Here is a 19,160-nt window from a genome sequence, read left to right as displayed (position 1 = left end):
CCGAGATGAACGATCTACCTACAACGGCCCGAAAGCCGTTCAAGCATCCCGCATTGCGTCTGTCCATGATCGCTGTTCACGTGCTGCTGCTTCAGGCTGGCGTCGCACATGCGCAAAGCACCGATAACAACGCAGCTCCGGCTGCGGCCCCCGCCGCTGCCGCCAGCAGCACGTCGAACATCGGCACGGTGACCATCACCGGCGACGGCGACAACCTTGGCACGGGCCTCATGGTTCGCGAAGACGAACCGAAGACCCGCAGCACGGTGACGCGCGCCGAGATTGAGAAAGAACGTGCGACCGGCAACGTGTTCCAGTCGATCGGCCTGCTCCCGGGCGTGTCGACGTACAGCTACGACGCCTCGGGTCTGTTCGGTGGCGGCCTGTCGATTCGCGGCTTCAACTCCGACCAGATCGGCTTCACGATCAACGGCGTGCCGGTCAACGACTCGGGCAGCTTCGCCGTGTACCCGCAGGAATTCCTCGATAACTCGAACACCTGCGGTATGTCGGTGACGCAGGGCGCCACCGACCTCGATGCCCCGCACGTCGGCTCGACCGGCGGCAACGTCAGCATCGTGACGTGCGAACCGGAAGACCAGAAGCGTGTGCGCATTTCGCAAACGGTCGGTGGCCTGAACCTCACGAACTCGTTCGTGCGTCTCGACTCGGGCCGCTTCGCCAACGACATGGCCAAGCTCTTCGTGTCGTACTCGCACGCCGAGATCGATAAGTGGAAGGGCGAAGGCAAGGCCAAGCGCGATCACGTCGACTTCGGCTTCCGCCTCGACATCAACAAGGAAAACTACGTCACGGGTACGTTGAACTACAACCGTGCGATCAACAACAACATCTACAACCCGTCGCTCGCGCAGCTCAATCAGAACGGTTACTACGGCGATTACGCGTCGCAGTTCGTGGGTCACCTGCCCCCGGGCAAGGGCACAGCACAGAACGAAGCCTCGCAAAGCCCGGCGTACTACAAGCTCGCACAGAACCCGTTCGAGAACGTCATCGCGTCGGTTACCGGTGTGTTCCGTCTGACGCCGACCACGCAAGTGAAGATTCAGCCGTACTACTGGTATGGCTTCGGCACGGGCGGCACGCAGCAGTACGTGCTCTCGGAAACGGGCTTCCTGAACCCGGCCACCGGCAAGACCGGCCTGGGTAAAGACCTGAACGGCGACGGCGATACGCTCGACAAGATCATCGTGGCGAACAGCAGCGTGACGCGCACCGACCGCCCGGGTATCACCACGACCGTGACGCAACAGCTCGGCAACCACCAGATTCAAGCGGGTGTGTGGTTCGAGCGTGCCGTGCACCGTCAAACCGGCCCGGCCGTGCTCGTGAACGCCGACGGCACCGCCAGCGATATCTGGTTGCAAGACAACCAGATCACCGGCCCGACGGGTCAGCCGTACGAGTCGCGTAACTGGAAGACGGTGTCGACGTCGTGGCAGTTCTTCGCCGCCGACTCGATCTCGATGCTCGCCGACAAGCTGAACCTGACGGCTGGCTTCCGCACGCCGCACGTGCGCCGCGACTTCACGAACTTCGCCAACGAGGGCAGCAACTCGGGCACGACGTACAACGTGGTGAAGGACTACAACGCGTTCCTGCCGCAAGCAGGCTTGCGTTATTCGATCGACGATTCGAATCAGGTCTACGGCAGCTACGCGAAGAACTTCCGCGCACCGCCCAACTTCGCGTTCTCGCCGACCAACGGCAACGTGACGTTCGTGAACGGTCAGGCGACCGTGACGGGCAACGTGCAGGCTGAAACGTCGAACGTGTACGACCTCGGCTATCGCAACGAAAGCGGCCTGGGCGTGTTCTCGGGCTCGCTGTTCTACGTGGACTACAAGAATCGTCAGGCCACCGCGTACGACCCGAACCTGAACAACTCGGTCTACACGAACGCCGGTCGCGTGCGTAACTACGGCTTCCAGTTGGAGTTCGGCACGGTGCCGTTCCACGGCTGGTCGGCGTACTTCTCGGTGACGAACAACCATAGCCGCCAGCTCGACAACCTGCGCACGTCGGCGACGACCACGATGCAGACCTCGGGCAAGGATTACCCGCTCGATCCGTCGTGGCTGCTCGGTCTGTCGATTCAGTACGCACAACCGAAGTGGTACGTGCGCGCGCAAACGAAGTTCACGGCGCGTCAGTACGCCACGCTCATGAACGACGAAGTCGCACCGTCGTACACCACGGTCGATTTGGACGCGGGCTATCGCTTCGGCAACACGTTCTTCTTCAAGAACCCGACCGTGCGTGTGAACGTGAGCAACTTGTTCAACCGCCAGTACCGCAACCCGTCGAGCGTGCAAGTCGGCGGCGGCAGCGGCACGGTTTATTACTACCTGGGCGCTCCGCGACTGCTGTCTGTGTCGCTGTCCGCCGACTTCCAGTGAGGCGAGCCGCTGCATTCGCACTCACGAATTTGAAAGAGGAACCTTCGTATGAACACTCAGGTGCTACATGATCTGTCGTTTTTCCTGATGTACGCGTGCCTGGTCGTGGCGTTGTTCATCAGCATCGAACGTCTGATTTTCTATCGCTACACGAACAAACATGCTCGTGAGCTTGACGCGATGCTGCTCGGCGAAGGCCGTACGCTCGACGATCTCACGCAACATCTCGAGAGCAATGACAGTGTGCCGGCCGACGCGCTGCGTGCACTGGCCAAGGCGCGTGCCGACGCTCACTCGCGCGAAGACATGGAGCAGCTCTCCGCTGCGCTGTATCTCGCGATGAAGTCCAAGCTCAAGCAGCGTCTGTGGATGCTCGACACGATCGTGACGGCGGCACCGCTGATCGGTCTGCTCGGTACGATTCTCGGCATTATCGATACGTTCTCGTCGCTCGCCGCGTCGGGGATTTCGGATGCCAAGGGCGTGTCGGCCGGTATCGGGACGGCGCTGTACGCCACCGCACTCGGTATCTCGACGGCGTTGTTCGTGCTCGTGTTCCTCAACCACTTCAACGATCGCATCGAACGTATTGGCGATCATCTGAAGATCTTGCTCCTGCGTGCCGGCATTGCGCCGGGTTCGCAAGACAAGGTGGTGCGGTTGCAGCGGCAAGCGTGATTTCACGCGTATGACGGCGGCCCGATAAGCTCGGCTGCCGAACTGCCTCAGTTGTATTGACGTTGGCCCCGTGCGATGCCGTTTTGCGGCGTCGGCACGGGGCTTTTTCGTTGGTTTTAACGCCCGTCAACCCTTGATTTCAAGGAGAAAAGTGCTGTTGTGCATGTGCGACAGCACAAATCGGGGGGACTGTATGGGGACGATGCCTCGCTACCATCCGGAAAACTAAGTTCGTGCCGATGAGTAAAAAGTGCTTTTCGGCGCGAGAAAAGTGGCAAGAGGAGGTATTGCGACCCTGACCGCTCAGGTCGGCGTCGTCTGTTGGTCTTCGCCGCGCAGGCAGCCGATATATATATCGGACAACGAAGTAAGTGTCATAGCGTCGCCGTCACCATTCCGACCTCATGTCTGAGCGCCCCATGTCCGAAGTCTCCGGGGCGAGATAAAGCCTGCCCGCCGTATGGCGTCGGCAGGCAACGACCGGAATACATAACGATGAAAGTCCTGTCTATCTTCGGTACACGTCCTGAGGCGATAAAGATGGCGCCGCTCGTGACGGCGCTCGATCGTGAGCCTGGTATCGACAGCGTGGTTTGCGTGACGGGTCAGCATCGCCAAATGCTCGATCAGGTGATGTCGATTTTCGATCTTTCGGCCAAGTACGACCTCGAAGTCATGGTGCCGAATCAGACGCTCAACGGCCTGTTCTCCCGCGCTATCTCTCGGGTAGACGCTGTGCTGGAAGCCGAGCAGCCGGATTACGTGCTGGTGCACGGCGACACGAGTACGGCGTCGGCCTGTGCACTCGCTGCGTTTCACCGCCGCATTCCCATCGGGCACGTCGAAGCGGGCCTGCGCACTGGCGACCTGTCCAAACCCTTCCCCGAAGAGATGAATCGCCGTGTGGTCGATGCGGTCGGCAATTGGCTGTTCGCCCCCACGGCCACGTCGCGGGCGAACCTGCTGAGCGAGAACCTGCACGGGCGCATTGCCGTCACCGGCAACACCGTGATCGATGCGCTCGCCACGCTCATGGAACGACTGCGCGACGATTCGCCGCTGGCGACCGAGGTGGCGGCACGTTACCCGTGGCTCGATAGTTCGCGTCGCCTGCTGCTGGTGACCGGGCATCGCCGCGAGAGCTTCGGCGACGGATTTCGCAATATCTGCGCGGCGCTGGCCGATATCGCAAAGCGCGACGATGTGCAGATCGTCTACCCCGTGCACCTGAATCCGGCGGTTCGCGATGTGGTGATGACCACGCTGGCGGGTTTCGACAACGTGCATCTGATCGAGCCGCTCGATTACGTCGACTTCGTCTGGTTCATGCGGCGCGCGTACGTGATTCTCACCGACTCGGGAGGCGTGCAGGAAGAAGCGCCGTATCTCGGCAAACCGGTGCTGGTCATGCGCGACGTTACGGAACGCCCGGAGGCAGTGGCAGCGGGAACGGTGGCACTCGTGGGCGCGAACCGCGAGCGCATCGTCGAAGCGGTGACCCGATTGCTCGATGACTTGGCTTATCACGCGTCGTTCTCGCGCCGCGTGAATCCGTACGGCGATGGCCACGCCTCACAACGCATCGTCGCCGCGCTTTGCGGGCGCACGGTGAGCGAGTTCGATCCCGACGCCTCGGCTATTCGCCGCGCGCCCTGACACGACGGGGACGCCAGCGATGACCACCACCTTGCCGCACCCCATTCCGTCCAACCCCGCATCGACCGCTCACGCGGAAGCTGCGTCCATTCACGGATCTTCCATGCCGTTGCTCAACACTTTGCCCATGCGTCGCCGAATGGCCCGCGACCTTTCCCGTTCGGTTTCGGATGTGCCCCCGTCGGCCGCCGCGCCACTGCGCCAACTGTGTGCAGCGACGATGGGTGTGTTCGCCTTGCTCGGCATGTTCGCGCCGCTCGCGTCGCACGCTAGCGCGCTGGGCGATGGCGTGCGTGCGCTGGGGTCTGGCGTCAACCTGCAACGCAGCATCGCACTGGCCGATCTGGGGATCACGGCACCGATCGTGCTCTCGGGCGACGCCAGTCAAGACTTCTATCTGCCGGTGCCCAAAGGGCTGCCGCTCGCCGACGCCTCGATTGCATTCGACGGCCGCTATTTGAAAGGCGAACCCGGTGCCGCGTCGGTGGTGCTGTCCATCGACGGACAGCCGATGACGTCCCAGTCGTTGCCTGACGGCGACGGTCCGCTGCAACGCAATCTCGCGGTCTCGTCGCGGCCTCGCGACACCGGCTTCGTGCGCTTTTCGGTCAACTGGCATTCCCGCACGGGCACGTACCGCTGCGAGCCCGATCGTTCGCTCGCGAACTCGGTGACGATCACCCCGCAGACACGTTTGACGTATCGCATCGATCAGAAGTCGGTTTCGAGTCTCGATGACGCATGGGGCACGTTGCCTGGGGCCCCGGCGCTGCTCGTCGCGTCGAAGACCCTGAGTCAAGAAGCCTTCGACAGCGCCTGGCGCATCGGCGTGGCGCTCGAGCGTAGCGGCAAGCGCGTGCAGGTGCGCGCATTGCCCGCCGTGGGCGACGTTGTCGATACGCGCGGTGTCAACGTGCCCGCAGCGCTGGCGGGCGTGCCTGCCTTTGCTGCGCTGCGTGACAACAGCGCCACGCACAAGCTGGCCAATGACGCTGAACTGGGCGCGTTGCTGGCGGTGAACGCACCGTCGGTGAGCGGCGAGGTGGTCGTGGCTGATGCGGCGATGCGTGCGCGTCTCGCCGCAGCGTTCGATGCGCTGCAAGGCCAGTTGGCGTCCGATACCGACGCCGCAGCAGCCTTCAAGACGTGGCGTGATCAGCGTGCACCGCTCGCCGCCGATGCACTGGGGGCGAAACAAATTCGTCTGCTGTCGATGGGCAGTCAGTCGGTGATCGCCATCGCGGGCGACGCCGGTGCGCAGGCCGCAGGGCTTTTCGACAACTCGTTGCGCCGCTTGCTGCTCTCGAACAACGTGACCGCACCGGTGGCTCACACGCCGGACATCGCCGACAAACAAGTGGTGCGGCTCTCCAGCCTGGGCGGGTCGTCGGACAGCTTCGACGTGCTCGCGCGCGGCGACTGGACGGTGAGTTTCCCGTTGGGTGCCGTGGCATCCGACGGCCGCATGCCGGGCGAAATTTCGCTGTATCTCGCGGCTGCGCCAGGACCGGCATCGTCCAAGCCGGTCGCCACAGTGTTCTGGAACGGCATTCTGCTGGCCGCCAAGCAACTCGACGCCAACGGGCGTCCCGAGCAACTCAAGGCCCGTGTGCCGGGCTATGTCCTCGGCGTGAACAACAACTTGCGCGTGTCGGTGCAGCGCCAGCCGTATTCGGCGAACTGCGATGAGATTCCGCAGGCCTATCCGGTCAATGTGTTGCCCGCCGCGAGCTACATCCGCCCGGGCAAGGCGGAACCGGACGGCACGTTCGTTGGCTTGCTGCCGCTCATGGCTGGCAATCCGCAACTGATCGTGCCCGATCGCTATCTCAAAGACGCCCCGGCCAATATCCGCCGCGTGATCGGCATTGCCGCCGCCAGCGGACTGGCCCCGTCGCGCACCGAACTGACGGTTGCCGCCGATGGCAAGAGCGTGAAGCCGAGCAAACCGTTCGTCGCCATGGAAGTGCAGGTCGATGGTGCCAAGCCCACGGTCACCGTGTCGGATCGCAAGCGGCTGGAGATCGGCGGTAAAGATGCCAAGTGGCTCGACATCACCGGACTGGAGAACTTGTCGACCGCAGAAGTGGTGCGTGGTGGCGGTGAAGACGGCCTGCTGTGGTACGCCGTTGGCGAGCCGCAGGCCGAAGTCGGTGAGCCGTTCCTGCTCAATCGCGGCAATCTCGCGATCATCGGACCGGCAGGGCCGGTCGCATGGGTCGACAGCAGCAACCCCGACGCCAGCTTGCCGCCGGGGGCCGGGGAGAGCGCTTTCTACGAATGGCGCCGCTACGTGTCGTGGGGCGTGCCCGCGATTGCCATCGCACTGCTGGTGCTGCTGCTGATTCTCGTGCTGGCGCTGCGCGCTGGGCGCAAGAAACAAGACAGCCATTGATCGGTAGAGACACGCCGCCGTGATCTCCTCGCTCTATTGGCCGTATCTGGTGGCCGACTACTACCACGCGCTGGAAATTGCCAGCGCGGTAGTCGGCATCCTCATCCTGCTATCGAGCATCGACGATCTGTTCGTCGATGCCTGGTACTGGGGGCGCCAGATCTATCGCTCGCTGTTCATCAAACGCCGCTACACGCCGTTGCAGGCGTCGCAGTTGCGCGCCGTGAGAGAACAGCCGCTCGCGATCATGGTGCCGGCCTGGCTCGAATTCGACGTGATCGCCGCCATGCTAGAGAGCATGGTGGGCACGCTCGAATACAAGAACTACATGATTTTCGTCGGCACTTATCAGAACGACGAGCGCACCAAGACGGAAGTCGAGCGTATGCGCCGCCGCTACCGGCAGCTGGTGCGCGTCGAGGTGCCGCACGATGGGCCGACGTGCAAGGCCGATTGTCTGAACTGGATCGTGCAGGCGATTTTCAAGCAGAACCAGCAGCAGCCGGAGCCGTTCGCAGGCGTGATTCTTCACGACAGCGAAGACGTGCTTCACCCGCTGGAGCTGAAGTATTACAACTATCTGCTGCCGCGCATCGACTTCATCCAGTTGCCTGTGACGTCGCTCGAGCGCGAATGGTACGAACTCGTCGCAGGCACGTACATGGACGAGTTTGCCGAATGGCACACCAAGGACTTGGTGGTGCGCGAGAGTCTGTCGAAGATGGTGCCGTCGGCGGGTGTGGGCACTTGCTTTTCGCGCCGGGCGCTCGAGGAGCTTGCGGCCGAGACCGACAACCAGCCGTTCAATACCGACACGCTGACGGAAGACTACGACATCGGTGCGCGTCTGGCGCGGCGCGGCATGAAGCAGATCTTCGGCAAGTTTCCAGTCGAGTATGTGATTAAGCGTAAGCGGATGTTCGGCTTCGGTCAGGAGAAAATCTCGACAATCCGCATGCCACTCGGCATTCGCGAGTATTTCCCCAACACCTTCAGAACCGCTTACCGGCAAAAGGCGCGCTGGACACTGGGCATCGGGCTTCAGGGCTGGGCGCAGGTCGGTTGGGCGGGGTCGCTTGCGACGAAATATCTGCTGTTCCGCGACCGCAAGGGGCTGGCGACGTCGTTCATCGCCATCATCGCTTACGTGCTGTTGCTCAATTTCCTGCTGTTCCTGTTTGCCGACCGCATGGGCTGGTGGAAGGTGTATTACCCGTCAGTTTTCCCACCGGGTGGCTGGGTCATGACGCTCATGAGCGTGAACGCCGTGGCGCTGGCGCTGCGCGTGTGCCAGCGCAGCTTCTTCGTGTACCACATGTACGGCTGGGAACATTCGCTGCTTGCCGCACCGCGCATGGTGATCGGCAACTTCATCAACGCGATGGCCGCCGCGCGCGCGTGGCGATTGTTCATCGTGCATCTCGTCACGGGCAAGCGCCTCGTGTGGGATAAGACGATGCACGATTTCCCGTCGACCGACCAGATCACCGCGCAGCGTCAGCGACTGGGCGAGTTGTTGCTGTCGTGGCAGGCCATCGACGAAACCAAGCTGGCCTTTGCTTTGGAAACGCAGGAGCGCGAGAAACGTCCCCTCGGCGAAATTCTCATGCAATTGGGCTGGCTCGACGAAGCCACGCTTCATGAAGCCATCTCGTTCCAGCAGGGCGTGATCGCGCCGCCGCTGCCGCCTAACGACGTTTCCACTGCCGCGACATGATGCCGCCATTCCGAACTCTTCTTCTCGTCACGGCTATGGCTTGCTGCTGGTCGGCGTCGCCGGTCATGGCACAAGCCACAACGCACGCCGTGCGGCAGAACGGCGACGCGCCGCTGTCCGGACAGGCGTGGAAGTTTGCCGATCAAGCCTACAAGCACTATCAGGCAGGACGCTTCGAACAGGCGGCGACCGCGGCCGCCGCTGCGGTGCGCATGCGCCCCGATGTGTTGCGCCTGCGCATGCTGCTTGTCTACTCGCTGCAACGCGCGGGCAAGATCGACGACGCTCGCAAAGCGGTCGACAGCGCCCTCAAGTACGGCTTCGACACCCCCGCATTGCGCGACGCGAATACGAACCTGAGCGGTGCGCAGGCGGGCGGGCCGCCGCCCACGGAGGCGTATCGCCGCGGCTTTCCTATCGCGACGCAGGCGTACTCGGAGTACAACGCGCAGCAATACGTGGAAGCTTCGACACACGCGGAGCAAGCGTTCCGTATCGATCCGTCGCGCGGTGAATGGGCATTGCTCTGGATCGCCGGACTGGAAGCGCAGGAGAAGTTCGATGCCGGTGTCAGTGCCGCAGAAACTGCGATTTCGCTGGGGGCACCGAATACCTCGGATTTGAAAGCGCGCATTCAGGTGTTGCGCGCGCGCATGGCGGTGGACCCGGCGAGCAACGGGTATCAGGCCATCATCGACAACAAGCCGAAGGATGCGATTCCGTTCGCGCTGGAGGCGGTGCGTCTGGCGCCCGAGGACGACAGCTATCGTCTGCTGCTGATCTCCGCGTACATGCTCGACAATCAGTTGCCCGAGGCGGAAGAGGCGGCGAGTCAGGCGCTCACGCAGAACGATGAGAACACCGTCGCGCTCGAGATGCGCGGCTATCTGCGTCAGCTTCAAGGCAAGAAAGCACTGGCCGATGCCGACTTCGACGAAGCCATCAAGCAAGATTGGCTCGACGAAGGGCAGGTGCGCAACGTTCGCCTCATTGCCGCCGATGCCGCGCTTGCGGCGGGCGATCATCCGCGTGCGATCGAACTGGTGACACCGCTCGACCCGAAGGACGACGCCGTCAAGAAGCGGCTGAAGCTCGCCCGTTCCGGCGCACGCGCGCCTAAGGCACTCACGCAGATCAATTTCCCGGCGCCGATTCAGGACCCGCGCGAAACCCCTTACGGTACCGTCTACGAGTTGTTGCCTTACGACACGGTCGGCTACGGCGGTCCGTCGGCGCAAGCGTACGCCGCGTACGATCGTGAGGACTATCAAGAGGCGATCAAGCAAGCGCGCCGTGCCGTCGAGCTCGATCCGAAGAGCCCGATTTATCAGAGCCTGTTGACCACGACGCTCGCTGCCGGAGATTCGGCACAGACGAAGGAAGCGGGCGAGCGTATCGAGAAGGCGCTGGCGGAGAAGCCGGGCGACCCCGATCTGTTGATTCAGCGCGGTTATCTGCGCCAACGTATCAACGAACCGGCGCTGGCCGTCGAAGATTTTCGCGCAGCGCGGGCCACCGGAAAGGCATCGCCGGATGTGGTGCTGGCAGAAGGGTATGCGCTGTCGGCGGCCGGACAAAAGGCGGAAGCCGAGAGCACGTTCCGTCAGGCCATCGACGACTACGACGCCAAACGGCTATCGCTAACGCCCGAGCAACTGCTCGACACGCGTAGCGCCATCGCCGATGTGTCGCGCCAGTGGGGTGCGACGGTCTCCGTCGGCTATCGCGGTGCACGTCCCGCCGGGGGGAGCTTGGGCGGGGCGGCGATCTCGGTGCCGGGCAATGCGGTCTTCAGTACGGCCGAAGTGTTCTGGCGTCCGCGCGGCTGGTTGAACGCCAACAATCACGCGTTCGAAGTCTATGGCCAGTTGACGAACACGTTGTACGACGCGGGCGGCAACACCCTCGCGCAAACGGGTCTCGATCCGTGCAGTCAGGCACCCATCAACATCGATCCGACGTCGAACCGGGGCAGTTCGGGGTTTCCGACGACGGTGGGCATTCTCGGCATGCGCTTCACGCCGTCGACCGATCTCGGCCTGACGTTCGGTCTGGAGCGTCAGTTCTTGCTCGGATCGGCAACGCGCTCGGGCACCTTCCAGCCGCTGCGACAGGACCTTCAGTGCGCGCTCAATCAGCGTAACCAGACGGCCAACTATCACGCCAATGCGGGCAACGGCGGCTGGCAGGCGTACGCCACCTATGGGCACTACATCGGCAGCGAGTTGCGCATGGACCAGCCGAGCTGGTTCACGCTCGAGAGCTACGTGCAGGCCGGTTACTCGTGGCAAGACCTGCCGTCCGACCTCTGGCTCACGAACAACGCGACGGGCGCGACCGACGAACGGACCTCCGGCAAGGTTAAGCGGCGTCAGTACTTCGCCGCCTTCGAAGTTCGTGCCGGTCAGAGCTTCCGGATGGACCAGATCGACGAACATCTCGTGCTGTTCCCCTATGTGGTGCTGGGCGGCGACTGGCTCAAGAATGCCGACCGGGTCGAGGGACTGCCGATCAATGGCGTGGACGACTATGAACTGCTCGGCAACAGCAGTTCATGGTCGCTGGGGGCGGGCGTGGGTTTCAACATCCGCTACTACTTCCGCTCCGACCACTACAACACGGCGCGCTCGTATGTCGACTTTGCCACGCAGTATCGCTTCAACATCGGCGGCGGACAGGCGGATCGGGCCAAGGGCCTATTCATGACCTTCACGCTGTCGTACTGACACATGACAGATTTCAATTGCTATCGAGGAGTTGCAACATGACGCCGTACGCTTTCGAACCTCGCGCAGCGCGACGTTTTCACGCGGGCTTCGTACGTCGCCTGAGCGCATGTCTACTGACGTTTGCCTTGGGGGCGGCACAGGCACAAGACGCCTCGACGCTCATCTTGCGTGGCAAGGACAACTGGCTGTTTCCCGGCTGGGGCAGTCTCACGCAGGTCGATACGCGCGGGATCGATGCGAACACGGCGCTGGTGGTCGAAGCGCGTGACGCGCTCGCGGCGCGCAATATCAAGCTCGAAGTGCTGCTGTTGCCGGACAAGTCGCTGTTCTATCAGGACAAGCTGCCCGACGGCAAAGTGATGAGCCCGGAAGTGAAGGCACGCTACAAGACGATTCTGAACAAGCTGCAAGCCGCTGGCATTACGACGTTCGACGACGAAGTGATTCTGCGCCGGATCAAGGATGGCGGTCAGGACGTGTACTACCGCACCGATCAGCACTGGACGCAGGTTGCCGCCGACGCCACCGCGCAAGCGACAGCCGACATGATTCACAAGGACGTGCCGGAACTGTCGGGCAAGCCGGGCACGGGCATGCCGCTGGGCGGCATGGTCAACGATCGCCGCTATGGCGATTTGGCCGAACTCTTTCTGACGCCGGAGGAGCGCAAGAAAATCGGGCGCGAGGTGTTCACGGTGCGCCGTCCGTCCGACGGCCAGAACCTGCTCGATGACGCCCCGGCGCCGGTGCATATCACTGGCCACAGCATGATGCAGCCGTATTTCGGGTTCCCGCAAAAGTTGTCGAACGTGCTCGATCGTCCCGTCTCGGTGAATTGGAAACCGGGCAACGTCGGGCAGTGGGTGATGCTGCTCGAATACGTCGAATCGCCCGCGTTCAAGCAGACCAAGCCGCAAGTGCTCGTCTGGCAGATTTTCGAGCCCGCCTATTCACAAGGCCCGGATGCCTCTGGACTGTGGGACAACGCCTCGATCATGACGCCCGATGCCTGGCGCAAGCGCCTGAAGGCCGCATTGGGGAACTGAGCACGTGCCGGATATGGATACCTCCTCGCCGCCATCGCACCGCCTGAACGCCGTCGTCATGGCGGTATTGCTCGGCATGGGCCTCGCGTGGGGCGTGTGGACGCTCGCCCACGCGCAACTCGATCGCGATCAACTGCGTCTGTCGGCGTGGCTCGACGGGACGGCGGGTGTTGCGCTCAACAAGTCGTTGCGTCTGCCTGAGCAAGAGACGGTCGAAACATGGAACGCGGCAGTGCGCTATCGGGCGCTGGGCGACGTCGGCGAGCAGGTCGCGATGGGATGCCCGCAGTGGATGTTCTATCGGGACGGCATGCGCCCGAAGCCCGGTACGACCGATGCCGTGTTCGAAGATCGTCTGCGGCTTATGCATTACTGGCTCGCGCAGGTTCGCGCGCAAGGCGTCAACGTGCTGGTGGTGGCGGTGCCCGACAAGGCTCGCATCGAGTCGTCGCATTTGTGCGGCCAGCCGGTGTCGGCGGCGATGCTTGCCCGCATGGATATCGTGAAGACGGCATTGCACCGCGACGGCGTGCCGTTCGTCGATTTGCGCCCGACGCTGGTCGATCGCAACCGGCCGATGTTCTTCCGTACCGACGTGCACATGAATGCCGAAGGCGCGAAGGCCGCTGCGGCAACGGTTGCGCAGGCCGGTTTGGCGTTGCTGCCCGGCAAAGGCGCACAAGCGTTTGATGTCGGTACGCCCGCGCCTGCCGAACCGCGGGTGGGCGATCTGCTTTCGCTCTCTGGGCTGGCGCAGGCGCACGACGGTTGGCGCCCGCGACCCGATCAGGCAGCGACGCAACTCATCGCTCCGCTGCGCAGCGGCGGCCTGCTTGATGAAACCCCGCCTGTCGAAGTGATGCTGGCGGGTAGTTCGCATGGGCGGCGCAGCAACTTTGCCGAATGGCTGGGCGTCGATCTGGGGCGCGAGGTCTGGAATCTGAGCATGGACGGCGGCGATTTTGCCGGGGCACTGACCGTCGCACTCAAACAGCGCGCGCAGTGGCCCAAGAGCCTGAAGCTGGTGATCTGGGAATTCTCGGAGAACGCGTTGTCGCTGCCGCTTAGCGACGACGAGAAGTCCGTGCTGGCCCGTTTGCCCTGATGGGCAACGTCTGACGATACGAAACGCGACATCCGATGCTGTTTAACTCTTACCTGTTCCTGTTGCTGTTCCTGCCGGTAGCGCTGGCGGGACACTACCTCAGCGGCGCCATCAATCTGCGTCTCGCAGCGTTCTGGCTCTGCCTGACGTCGTTCGTGTTCTATGGTTGGTGGAATCCGCAATTTGTGGCCTTGCTGGCGCTCTCCATCGCGTTCAACTACGCGATCAGCCAGGGCGTATTGCGCAACGCGGGGCGCGCTCGCGTGCAGAACGCGATCGTTACCGTCGGTGTGGGCGTCGATCTGATCGTGCTGTTCCACTACAAGTACTTCGCGGCGCTGTTCGGGTTTCTGCACGATCTCGGGCTCACGCATTCGAGCGTCGATACGTTGATCCTGCCGCTCGGCATCTCGTTCTTCACGTTCACGCAAATCGGCTTCCTCCTGGATTGCCGTGCTGGGCTCGTGAAAGAGCGCAGTCTGCTGAGTTATGTGCTGTTTGTGACGTTCTTCCCGCACTTGATTGCCGGGCCGATTCTGCATCACAAAGAGATGATGCCGCAGTTCGCGCAGCGCGAAAATTACCGCTTTAAGGCCGAGAACTTGTCGATCGGCGGCATGCTGTTCGCGATTGGGCTGGCGAAGAAAGTGCTGCTGGCCGATGCGATTGCGCCGTATGCCGATGCGGGGTTTGCATCGCCGAGCGATCTACAGTTCTGGGCCGCGTGGGGCACCAGTCTTTGCTACGCGCTACAGGTGTATTTCGATTTCTCCGGCTATTCCGATATGGCGCTGGGGCTGGCGAAGATGTTCGGTATCCGCTTTCCGCTGAACTTCAATTCGCCGTATAAGGCGACGAGCGTCATCGATTTCTGGGCGCGGTGGCACATCACGCTGACGCGCTATCTGACGTCTTATTTGTATTACCCGGTGGCGATGGCCATTTCGCGATATCGCACTGCGCGCGGTTTGCCGGTGGGCTCGGAGGGGGCACGGACTCCCGCGGGCTTCCTGAGCACGATTGCGGTGCCGACGATTTTCACGATGGGGCTGGCCGGGGTGTGGCACGGTGCCGGTTTTCAGTTTCTGGTGTTCGGGTTGCTGCACGCCGCCTATCTGTCGATCAATCATGCCTGGCGTATCTTCGTCGTCGGCCGTCGTCCTAAGTCGCAGAAGGTTCGCTGGCAGGCACACGTAGCATCGGTCGGTTTGACGTTCGTCGCGGTGCTGGTCGCGCAGGCGTTCTTCCGCGCCAACGGCGTGCACGACGCGCTGTCGTTGCTTGGCGGTATGACCGGTCTGCGGGGCTTCGAGGCATGGCCGTCGCTCGGGTATCTCGACGGCGCGAGCTTCGGCGACGCGTGGCGTCTGCTCATCGGCCATCACCTGCAACTGTCCTATGTCGTCGTGCTGCTCGGCATCGTCTGGTTCACGCCGAATGCTCACCAGATTCTGGGGCGTTATTCCCCCGCGCTATTCAAAGTGCAGGAAGCGGCACGCCGTTTCATGCGTTGGCAACCCAACCCGGCATGGCTGTCTGTGACGCTCGTGCTGCTGTTTCTTTGCCTGGTGAATCTCCATAAGGAAACGCGTTTCCTTTATTTTCAATTCTGATTTCGCGTCATTCGCGGGAGCCGTTTCATGAACATCAATGACATCGAAAGCAAACTCACCGACATCGTCGGCAACATCGTGCTGACGCAGGTCGAGCCCGACACGCTCCTGATCGACTCGGGGCTGGTCGATTCACTCTCGGCCGTCGACGTGGTGCTGGCTGTCGAGCGCGAATTCGGCGTGAAGGTGCCGCCGTCGGAAATCGACGTGTACCTGCAGTCCGTGCAGACGCTCGCCGCATTCATTGCCGAGCAAAAGGGCGCCTGAGCGCCGGCCGCTTCGCCGGAGGGTTTGAACCATGTATTTCGATTTCGAACGGCTGGCATTTGCCGACACCGATCACGCCCCCGACGCGCCGGCGGTGACCGACCCGCAGGGCACGCTCACTTGGGCACAACTGCTTGCCGAGACCGAGCAATGGATGGCGCAGGCCACGGCGGCCGGTGCGGCGGCCGACGTGCCGCTGGTGATTTCAGGGCATAAGGAATCGGCCTTTCTCGTGGCGATTCTGGGATGCCTGCGCCTAGGCGTGCCGTTCGTGCCGGTCGACGTCGTCAATCCGGAAGCGCGCATTGTGCGTATCGGTGAACTGGTGCAAGCGCCCTTGCGGTTCGATGCCCAGACGCGTGCCTTCTCGGCGACGGGCCTGCCCGGGGCGGCGCTCGCGCAGCGCGAGCTCGCCTACATCATGTTCACCTCGGGCAGCACGGGCGACCCCAAGGGCGTGCAGATCGGGCGTGAGAGCGTGGCGCTGTTCGCGCGATGGATTCGTGACGACGTGAAGCCGGGCCCCGCGCCTGCCTTCATGGACCAGATGCTGTTCAGCTTCGACTTCTCGTTGTTCAACTGGGCCGGTGCGTTGATCACGGGCGGCTGCTGTGTGTTGTGTCCGCGCGAAATCATTGCCGACAAAGGGGCGTTTGCGCGTTATCTCGCAGACACACGTGTGAACGTCTGGGCGTCGACGCCGTCGTTCGTGCGTCAGCAGTTGCTCAATCCCGAGTTCGATGCGGCGCATCTGCCGGATTTGCGGATGTTCGTCTTTGGTGCCGAGTCGCTCACACCGACGGTTGCCGAAGCGCTTTGGCAGCGGTTTCCTGACGTTCGCATCGTCAATTCGTACGGGCCGACCGAAGCCACTTGCTCAACCACATGGGTGGAGATCGACCCGGCACTGCGCGCGGCGGCACCGCTGCCATTTCCCATCGGACGCGCCAAACCGTATGCCGACGTGTTCATCGATGACGGTGAAATTTGCATGGCAGGCGATCACGTCATGCGCGGTTATCTGAACCGGCCCGATCTCAACGAGACACGGCTGTTCTTGCACAACGGCAAACGGGCCTACCGCAGTGGCGATCTCGGTGAGATCGATGCGCAGGGGCTCGTGACTTTCCGTGGCCGCCGCGACGATCAGATCAAGATGCACGGCTATCGGATTGAGTTGGCGGAGGTAGACGCGTCGCTCGCCACGCTGCCCGGCATTCGCGCGGGGGCTGCGGTAGCGTTACGCCGTCCGGACGGTGTGATCGTGCGCATGATCGGCTTCGTCGAGCCGGAAACGAGCGGGCCCGCGGGTCTGCATGCGATTCCGGACGCGCTGGCCGATTGGAAAGCGTTGCTGGGCCAGCGCTTGCCCCCCTACATGATCCCGACGGAGTTGCTCGTGTGTCATGGCTTTCCGACCACGAGCAGCGACAAGGCAGATCGAAAACAATTGGAACGCATGTATCTGGAGGCGCGCATGCGCCCCGGCACTACGGCGGCTTCGGAGTCGTAAGCATGAAAACGTTGCGAAATCTTGTGCTCGCGTGTGCGATGAGCGTTGCAGGTATTGGTGTGGCGAATGCGGAGGGCATCTTCGCCCAACTCTATGCTGCTCGGCCCCCGGCGGGCTCGTCGTTCGTGCGTGTGGTCAACCCGGGCGGCACGGCGCTGCGTGCGCAGGTGGCCAAAGGGCCCGTTCAGACACTCTCGGGCGAGAAAGTGGCGAGCACGTATGCCATCGTCAAGGGCAACGAGGCGTTCCCCATCGTGATCGACGGAAAGCCCGCAGGCACGCTTCAGGTCGCGCCCGACACGTTCAACACGCTGGTGCCGCGACGCGATGGCAGCAAGGTCACGTTCACCGTGCTGACCGACGCTGGCGGCACCGAGGACGGGCTCAAAGCGGAGCTTCGGTTCTATAACCTGAGCCCGCAATGCGCGGGCGGGCAACTCAGCGTGAGTCCGTCAGGCCCGGCGTTGTTCGAGAACGTGGGGCAGGGGCCATCGGTGGCGCGGGCCATCAATCCGGTCAAAGCGACGCTGGTGTCCGCGTGCGGCACGGTGGCGTCGAAAACGCTGGCGCTGCCCGCACTGGCCCCGGGCGATCACTACAGCTTGTTTCTGGTCGGCACGCCCAGTGCCCCGGTCCTGCGCGGACAGTTGAGCGCAACTGATCCATATCAGCGCTGAGAGGTGAGCGCTGAGCGTTGATCCGGACGTCCGGCGTTACCTGTTGTGGCGTCGCGGCGTCGTTTCAGGACAACGCGGCGCGCCACTCGCGCAGCAGCGCCTTCGAGCCGGGCGTGTCATCGAGCACCCAAGGATCGATAGCGAACGCGACCACCCGTGTCGCGCCATAGTCCTTGGCAACTTCCCACTGTCGTTTGACGCGCGAGAACTCTGCCGCCTTGGCGTCGAACGTGGTGCCGTCGTTTTTTTCCGACGGCAGCTCTTCGAATAATTCGAGAATCAGATCGAAGGGCGCGCCTCTGGCCACGAGCATGTCGTGCAAGGGCGCGAGGGCGGCATAGTTCGACATGCCGGCGACGCCTACGCCGTCTTGAATCATCGGGTGCAGAGAGACGCGGTCCAGCAGCGTGCTCCACATGCCCGCAAGCGTGCCAGGGGTCGGCAGGCGGCTGTAGTAAGTGGAAATCGTCGGGGTCTGGCCGCTGGTCGCTTTGGCGACGGCCGACATGCCGCCGAGCCATGCGGCCAGCGCGTCCAATCGCGCCGGTGCGGCCCAATCGTATTGTTCCAGCTCGTAAGGCAGATACCAGCCGCGAAAGGCCGCATGCTTCGGCCACGTAGCGCGTTGCATATAGCTCGCGGCGTTTTGCCCGGTGCGTTGCAAAAACGCGCCGAGCGATGCGTCGTCGGGGGTGCCGATGGCGGTCCACCAGCGCTCGTCGTACGGCACGCCCAGATGCACTCCCATGCCGAGCGCAGCGCTTTCATCGAGGAGCGTGCGGATCAAGGCATCGGGGGCCAGCCATGTGTTATCCGGCTCGCCGTCGATCCCGGTCCACTGTACGAAGATTTCTTTGCAGCCCAGTGCGTGCGTGGCGGTGAGGCGCTCGCGCCATTGATCGCGTGTCCATTCCAGATGGCTGCGCCAGAGTTGGACGAAGCTGCCGCCGATGTTGGGCGGTGATGTGCAGGCGGCGAGCGGCAGGCAAGCGGCCAAGGCGGCGGCTTGCAGCAGGCGCCGGCGCATCGGCGAGTGAGCAGACACTCCCGGTACAATGGCACTTTTACGCGTGGCGTCAGGCCGTGCGTGCTGTCGCGAATTCATCATGAGCAAACTCGCCCTCACTCTCAAGTTCAAGTGCACGAAGTGCGCCAAACCCGTCACGCTGTATTTGCAGAAGACGTCCGCCTGCTCCCACATCACGCCGTATCAGGGTTGGTGCAAGTGCGGTCAGTTGATGCGCCATGCCACCGGCGACAAAGCGGCAGTGGCCTCGTTCGTCGACTCGATGGACCCGCTGTGGTCGCATCACCACCATCATTGATCGCTAAAACGCGCATCGT

The 19,160-nt window shown here is 62.8% G+C and carries 14 protein-coding genes; 13 read left to right on the top strand and 1 reads right to left on the bottom strand.

All coding sequences use genetic code 11. The features are described from left to right. The first annotated feature begins 5 nt into the window (after positions 1–5). The 12 genes from PPN31114_RS25225 to PPN31114_RS25170 all read left to right on the top strand — a co-directional run bounded on the left by PPN31114_RS25225 (position 6) and on the right by PPN31114_RS25170 (position 17,816). Positions 6–2,420 (top strand): TonB-dependent receptor, encoded by a 2,415-nt coding sequence (locus PPN31114_RS25225; RefSeq protein WP_150682277.1) that lies wholly within the window; start codon positions 6–8, stop codon positions 2,418–2,420. A 48-nt stretch (positions 2,421–2,468) separates the two neighbouring features. Next, complete coding sequence (locus PPN31114_RS25220) at positions 2,469–3,098, top strand: MotA/TolQ/ExbB proton channel family protein (protein WP_150682276.1); 630 nt, start codon at positions 2,469–2,471, stop codon at positions 3,096–3,098. A gap of 495 nt (positions 3,099–3,593) precedes the next feature. Beyond that, the gene (wecB, locus tag PPN31114_RS25215) at positions 3,594–4,754 is read left to right on the top strand and encodes a non-hydrolyzing UDP-N-acetylglucosamine 2-epimerase (protein WP_150682275.1); all 1,161 of its coding nucleotides are present in this window, start codon (positions 3,594–3,596) and stop codon (positions 4,752–4,754) included. 220 nt (positions 4,755–4,974) lie between these two features. Beyond that, positions 4,975–7,149, top strand: coding sequence for a cellulose biosynthesis cyclic di-GMP-binding regulatory protein BcsB (locus PPN31114_RS25210; RefSeq protein WP_150682378.1), 2,175 nt, complete (start codon positions 4,975–4,977; stop codon positions 7,147–7,149). A gap of 19 nt (positions 7,150–7,168) precedes the next feature. Beyond that, positions 7,169–8,866 (top strand): glycosyl transferase family protein, encoded by a 1,698-nt coding sequence (locus PPN31114_RS25205; protein WP_150682274.1) that lies wholly within the window; start codon positions 7,169–7,171, stop codon positions 8,864–8,866. A 65-nt stretch (positions 8,867–8,931) separates the two neighbouring features. After that, on the top strand, positions 8,932–11,592 hold the full coding sequence (locus PPN31114_RS25200) for an NfrA family protein (protein WP_246182747.1): 2,661 nt from the start codon (positions 8,932–8,934) through the stop codon (positions 11,590–11,592). A 38-nt stretch (positions 11,593–11,630) separates the two neighbouring features. After that, the gene (locus tag PPN31114_RS25195) at positions 11,631–12,641 is read left to right on the top strand and encodes an alginate O-acetyltransferase AlgX-related protein (protein WP_150682272.1); all 1,011 of its coding nucleotides are present in this window, start codon (positions 11,631–11,633) and stop codon (positions 12,639–12,641) included. Between the two features lie 13 nt (positions 12,642–12,654). Then, positions 12,655–13,746: an alginate O-acetyltransferase AlgX-related protein gene (locus PPN31114_RS25190; RefSeq protein ID WP_150682271.1), complete on the top strand. Its 1,092-nt coding sequence runs from the start codon at positions 12,655–12,657 to the stop codon at positions 13,744–13,746. Between the two features lie 35 nt (positions 13,747–13,781). Further along, on the top strand, positions 13,782–15,359 hold the full coding sequence (locus PPN31114_RS25185) for an MBOAT family O-acyltransferase (protein WP_150682270.1): 1,578 nt from the start codon (positions 13,782–13,784) through the stop codon (positions 15,357–15,359). Between the two features lie 27 nt (positions 15,360–15,386). Beyond that, entirely contained in the window at positions 15,387–15,626 is a 240-nt protein-coding gene (locus PPN31114_RS25180) for an acyl carrier protein (protein ID WP_150682269.1), read from the top strand. A 31-nt stretch (positions 15,627–15,657) separates the two neighbouring features. Then, positions 15,658–17,139: an AMP-binding protein gene (locus PPN31114_RS25175; RefSeq protein WP_150682268.1), complete on the top strand. Its 1,482-nt coding sequence runs from the start codon at positions 15,658–15,660 to the stop codon at positions 17,137–17,139. A 2-nt stretch (positions 17,140–17,141) separates the two neighbouring features. After that, positions 17,142–17,816: an alginate O-acetyltransferase AlgF gene (locus PPN31114_RS25170; protein WP_150682267.1), complete on the top strand. Its 675-nt coding sequence runs from the start codon at positions 17,142–17,144 to the stop codon at positions 17,814–17,816. A 64-nt stretch (positions 17,817–17,880) separates the two neighbouring features. Here the strand turns inward: PPN31114_RS25170 and PPN31114_RS25165 are convergent, their stop codons facing one another. Beyond that, the gene (locus PPN31114_RS25165; RefSeq protein ID WP_246182746.1) at positions 17,881–18,924 is read right to left on the bottom strand and encodes a DUF4434 domain-containing protein; all 1,044 of its coding nucleotides are present in this window, start codon (positions 18,922–18,924) and stop codon (positions 17,881–17,883) included. On the opposite strand from PPN31114_RS25165, the gene PPN31114_RS25160 reads away from it, so the two are divergent. Next, positions 18,923–19,141 carry a hypothetical protein gene (locus PPN31114_RS25160; protein ID WP_058376273.1) on the top strand — a complete coding sequence of 73 codons (219 nt, stop codon included), beginning with the start codon at positions 18,923–18,925 and terminating at the stop codon, positions 19,139–19,141. The genes PPN31114_RS25165 and PPN31114_RS25160 overlap by 2 nt on opposite strands. Positions 19,142–19,160: the final 19 nt, after the last annotated feature.

This window comes from Pandoraea pneumonica, assembly GCF_902459645.1.
In the GTDB taxonomy this organism is placed as follows: domain Bacteria; phylum Pseudomonadota; class Gammaproteobacteria; order Burkholderiales; family Burkholderiaceae; genus Pandoraea; species Pandoraea pneumonica.
This window is presented reverse-complemented; position numbering and strand designations above follow the sequence as displayed.

What these genes read in the sequence shown, in the direction of transcription:
- PPN31114_RS25225 (WP_150682277.1), top strand. Translation starts at nt 6, where the DNA reads ATGAACGATCTACCTACAACGGCCCGAAAGCCGTTCAAGCATCCCGCA.
- PPN31114_RS25220 (WP_150682276.1), top strand. Translation starts at nt 2,469, where the DNA reads ATGAACACTCAGGTGCTACATGATCTGTCGTTTTTCCTGATGTACGCG.
- wecB (WP_150682275.1), top strand. Translation starts at nt 3,594, where the DNA reads ATGAAAGTCCTGTCTATCTTCGGTACACGTCCTGAGGCGATAAAGATG.
- PPN31114_RS25210 (WP_150682378.1), top strand. Translation starts at nt 4,975, where the DNA reads ATGGGTGTGTTCGCCTTGCTCGGCATGTTCGCGCCGCTCGCGTCGCAC.
- PPN31114_RS25200 (WP_246182747.1), top strand. Translation starts at nt 8,932, where the DNA reads ATGGCACAAGCCACAACGCACGCCGTGCGGCAGAACGGCGACGCGCCG.
- PPN31114_RS25195 (WP_150682272.1), top strand. Translation starts at nt 11,631, where the DNA reads ATGACGCCGTACGCTTTCGAACCTCGCGCAGCGCGACGTTTTCACGCG.
- PPN31114_RS25190 (WP_150682271.1), top strand. Translation starts at nt 12,655, where the DNA reads ATGGATACCTCCTCGCCGCCATCGCACCGCCTGAACGCCGTCGTCATG.
- PPN31114_RS25185 (WP_150682270.1), top strand. Translation starts at nt 13,782, where the DNA reads ATGCTGTTTAACTCTTACCTGTTCCTGTTGCTGTTCCTGCCGGTAGCG.
- PPN31114_RS25180 (WP_150682269.1), top strand. Translation starts at nt 15,387, where the DNA reads ATGAACATCAATGACATCGAAAGCAAACTCACCGACATCGTCGGCAAC.
- PPN31114_RS25175 (WP_150682268.1), top strand. Translation starts at nt 15,658, where the DNA reads ATGTATTTCGATTTCGAACGGCTGGCATTTGCCGACACCGATCACGCC.
- PPN31114_RS25170 (WP_150682267.1), top strand. Translation starts at nt 17,142, where the DNA reads ATGAAAACGTTGCGAAATCTTGTGCTCGCGTGTGCGATGAGCGTTGCA.
- PPN31114_RS25160 (WP_058376273.1), top strand. Translation starts at nt 18,923, where the DNA reads ATGAGCAAACTCGCCCTCACTCTCAAGTTCAAGTGCACGAAGTGCGCC.
- PPN31114_RS25165 (WP_246182746.1), bottom strand. Translation starts at nt 18,924, where the DNA reads ATGATGAATTCGCGACAGCACGCACGGCCTGACGCCACGCGTAAAAGT.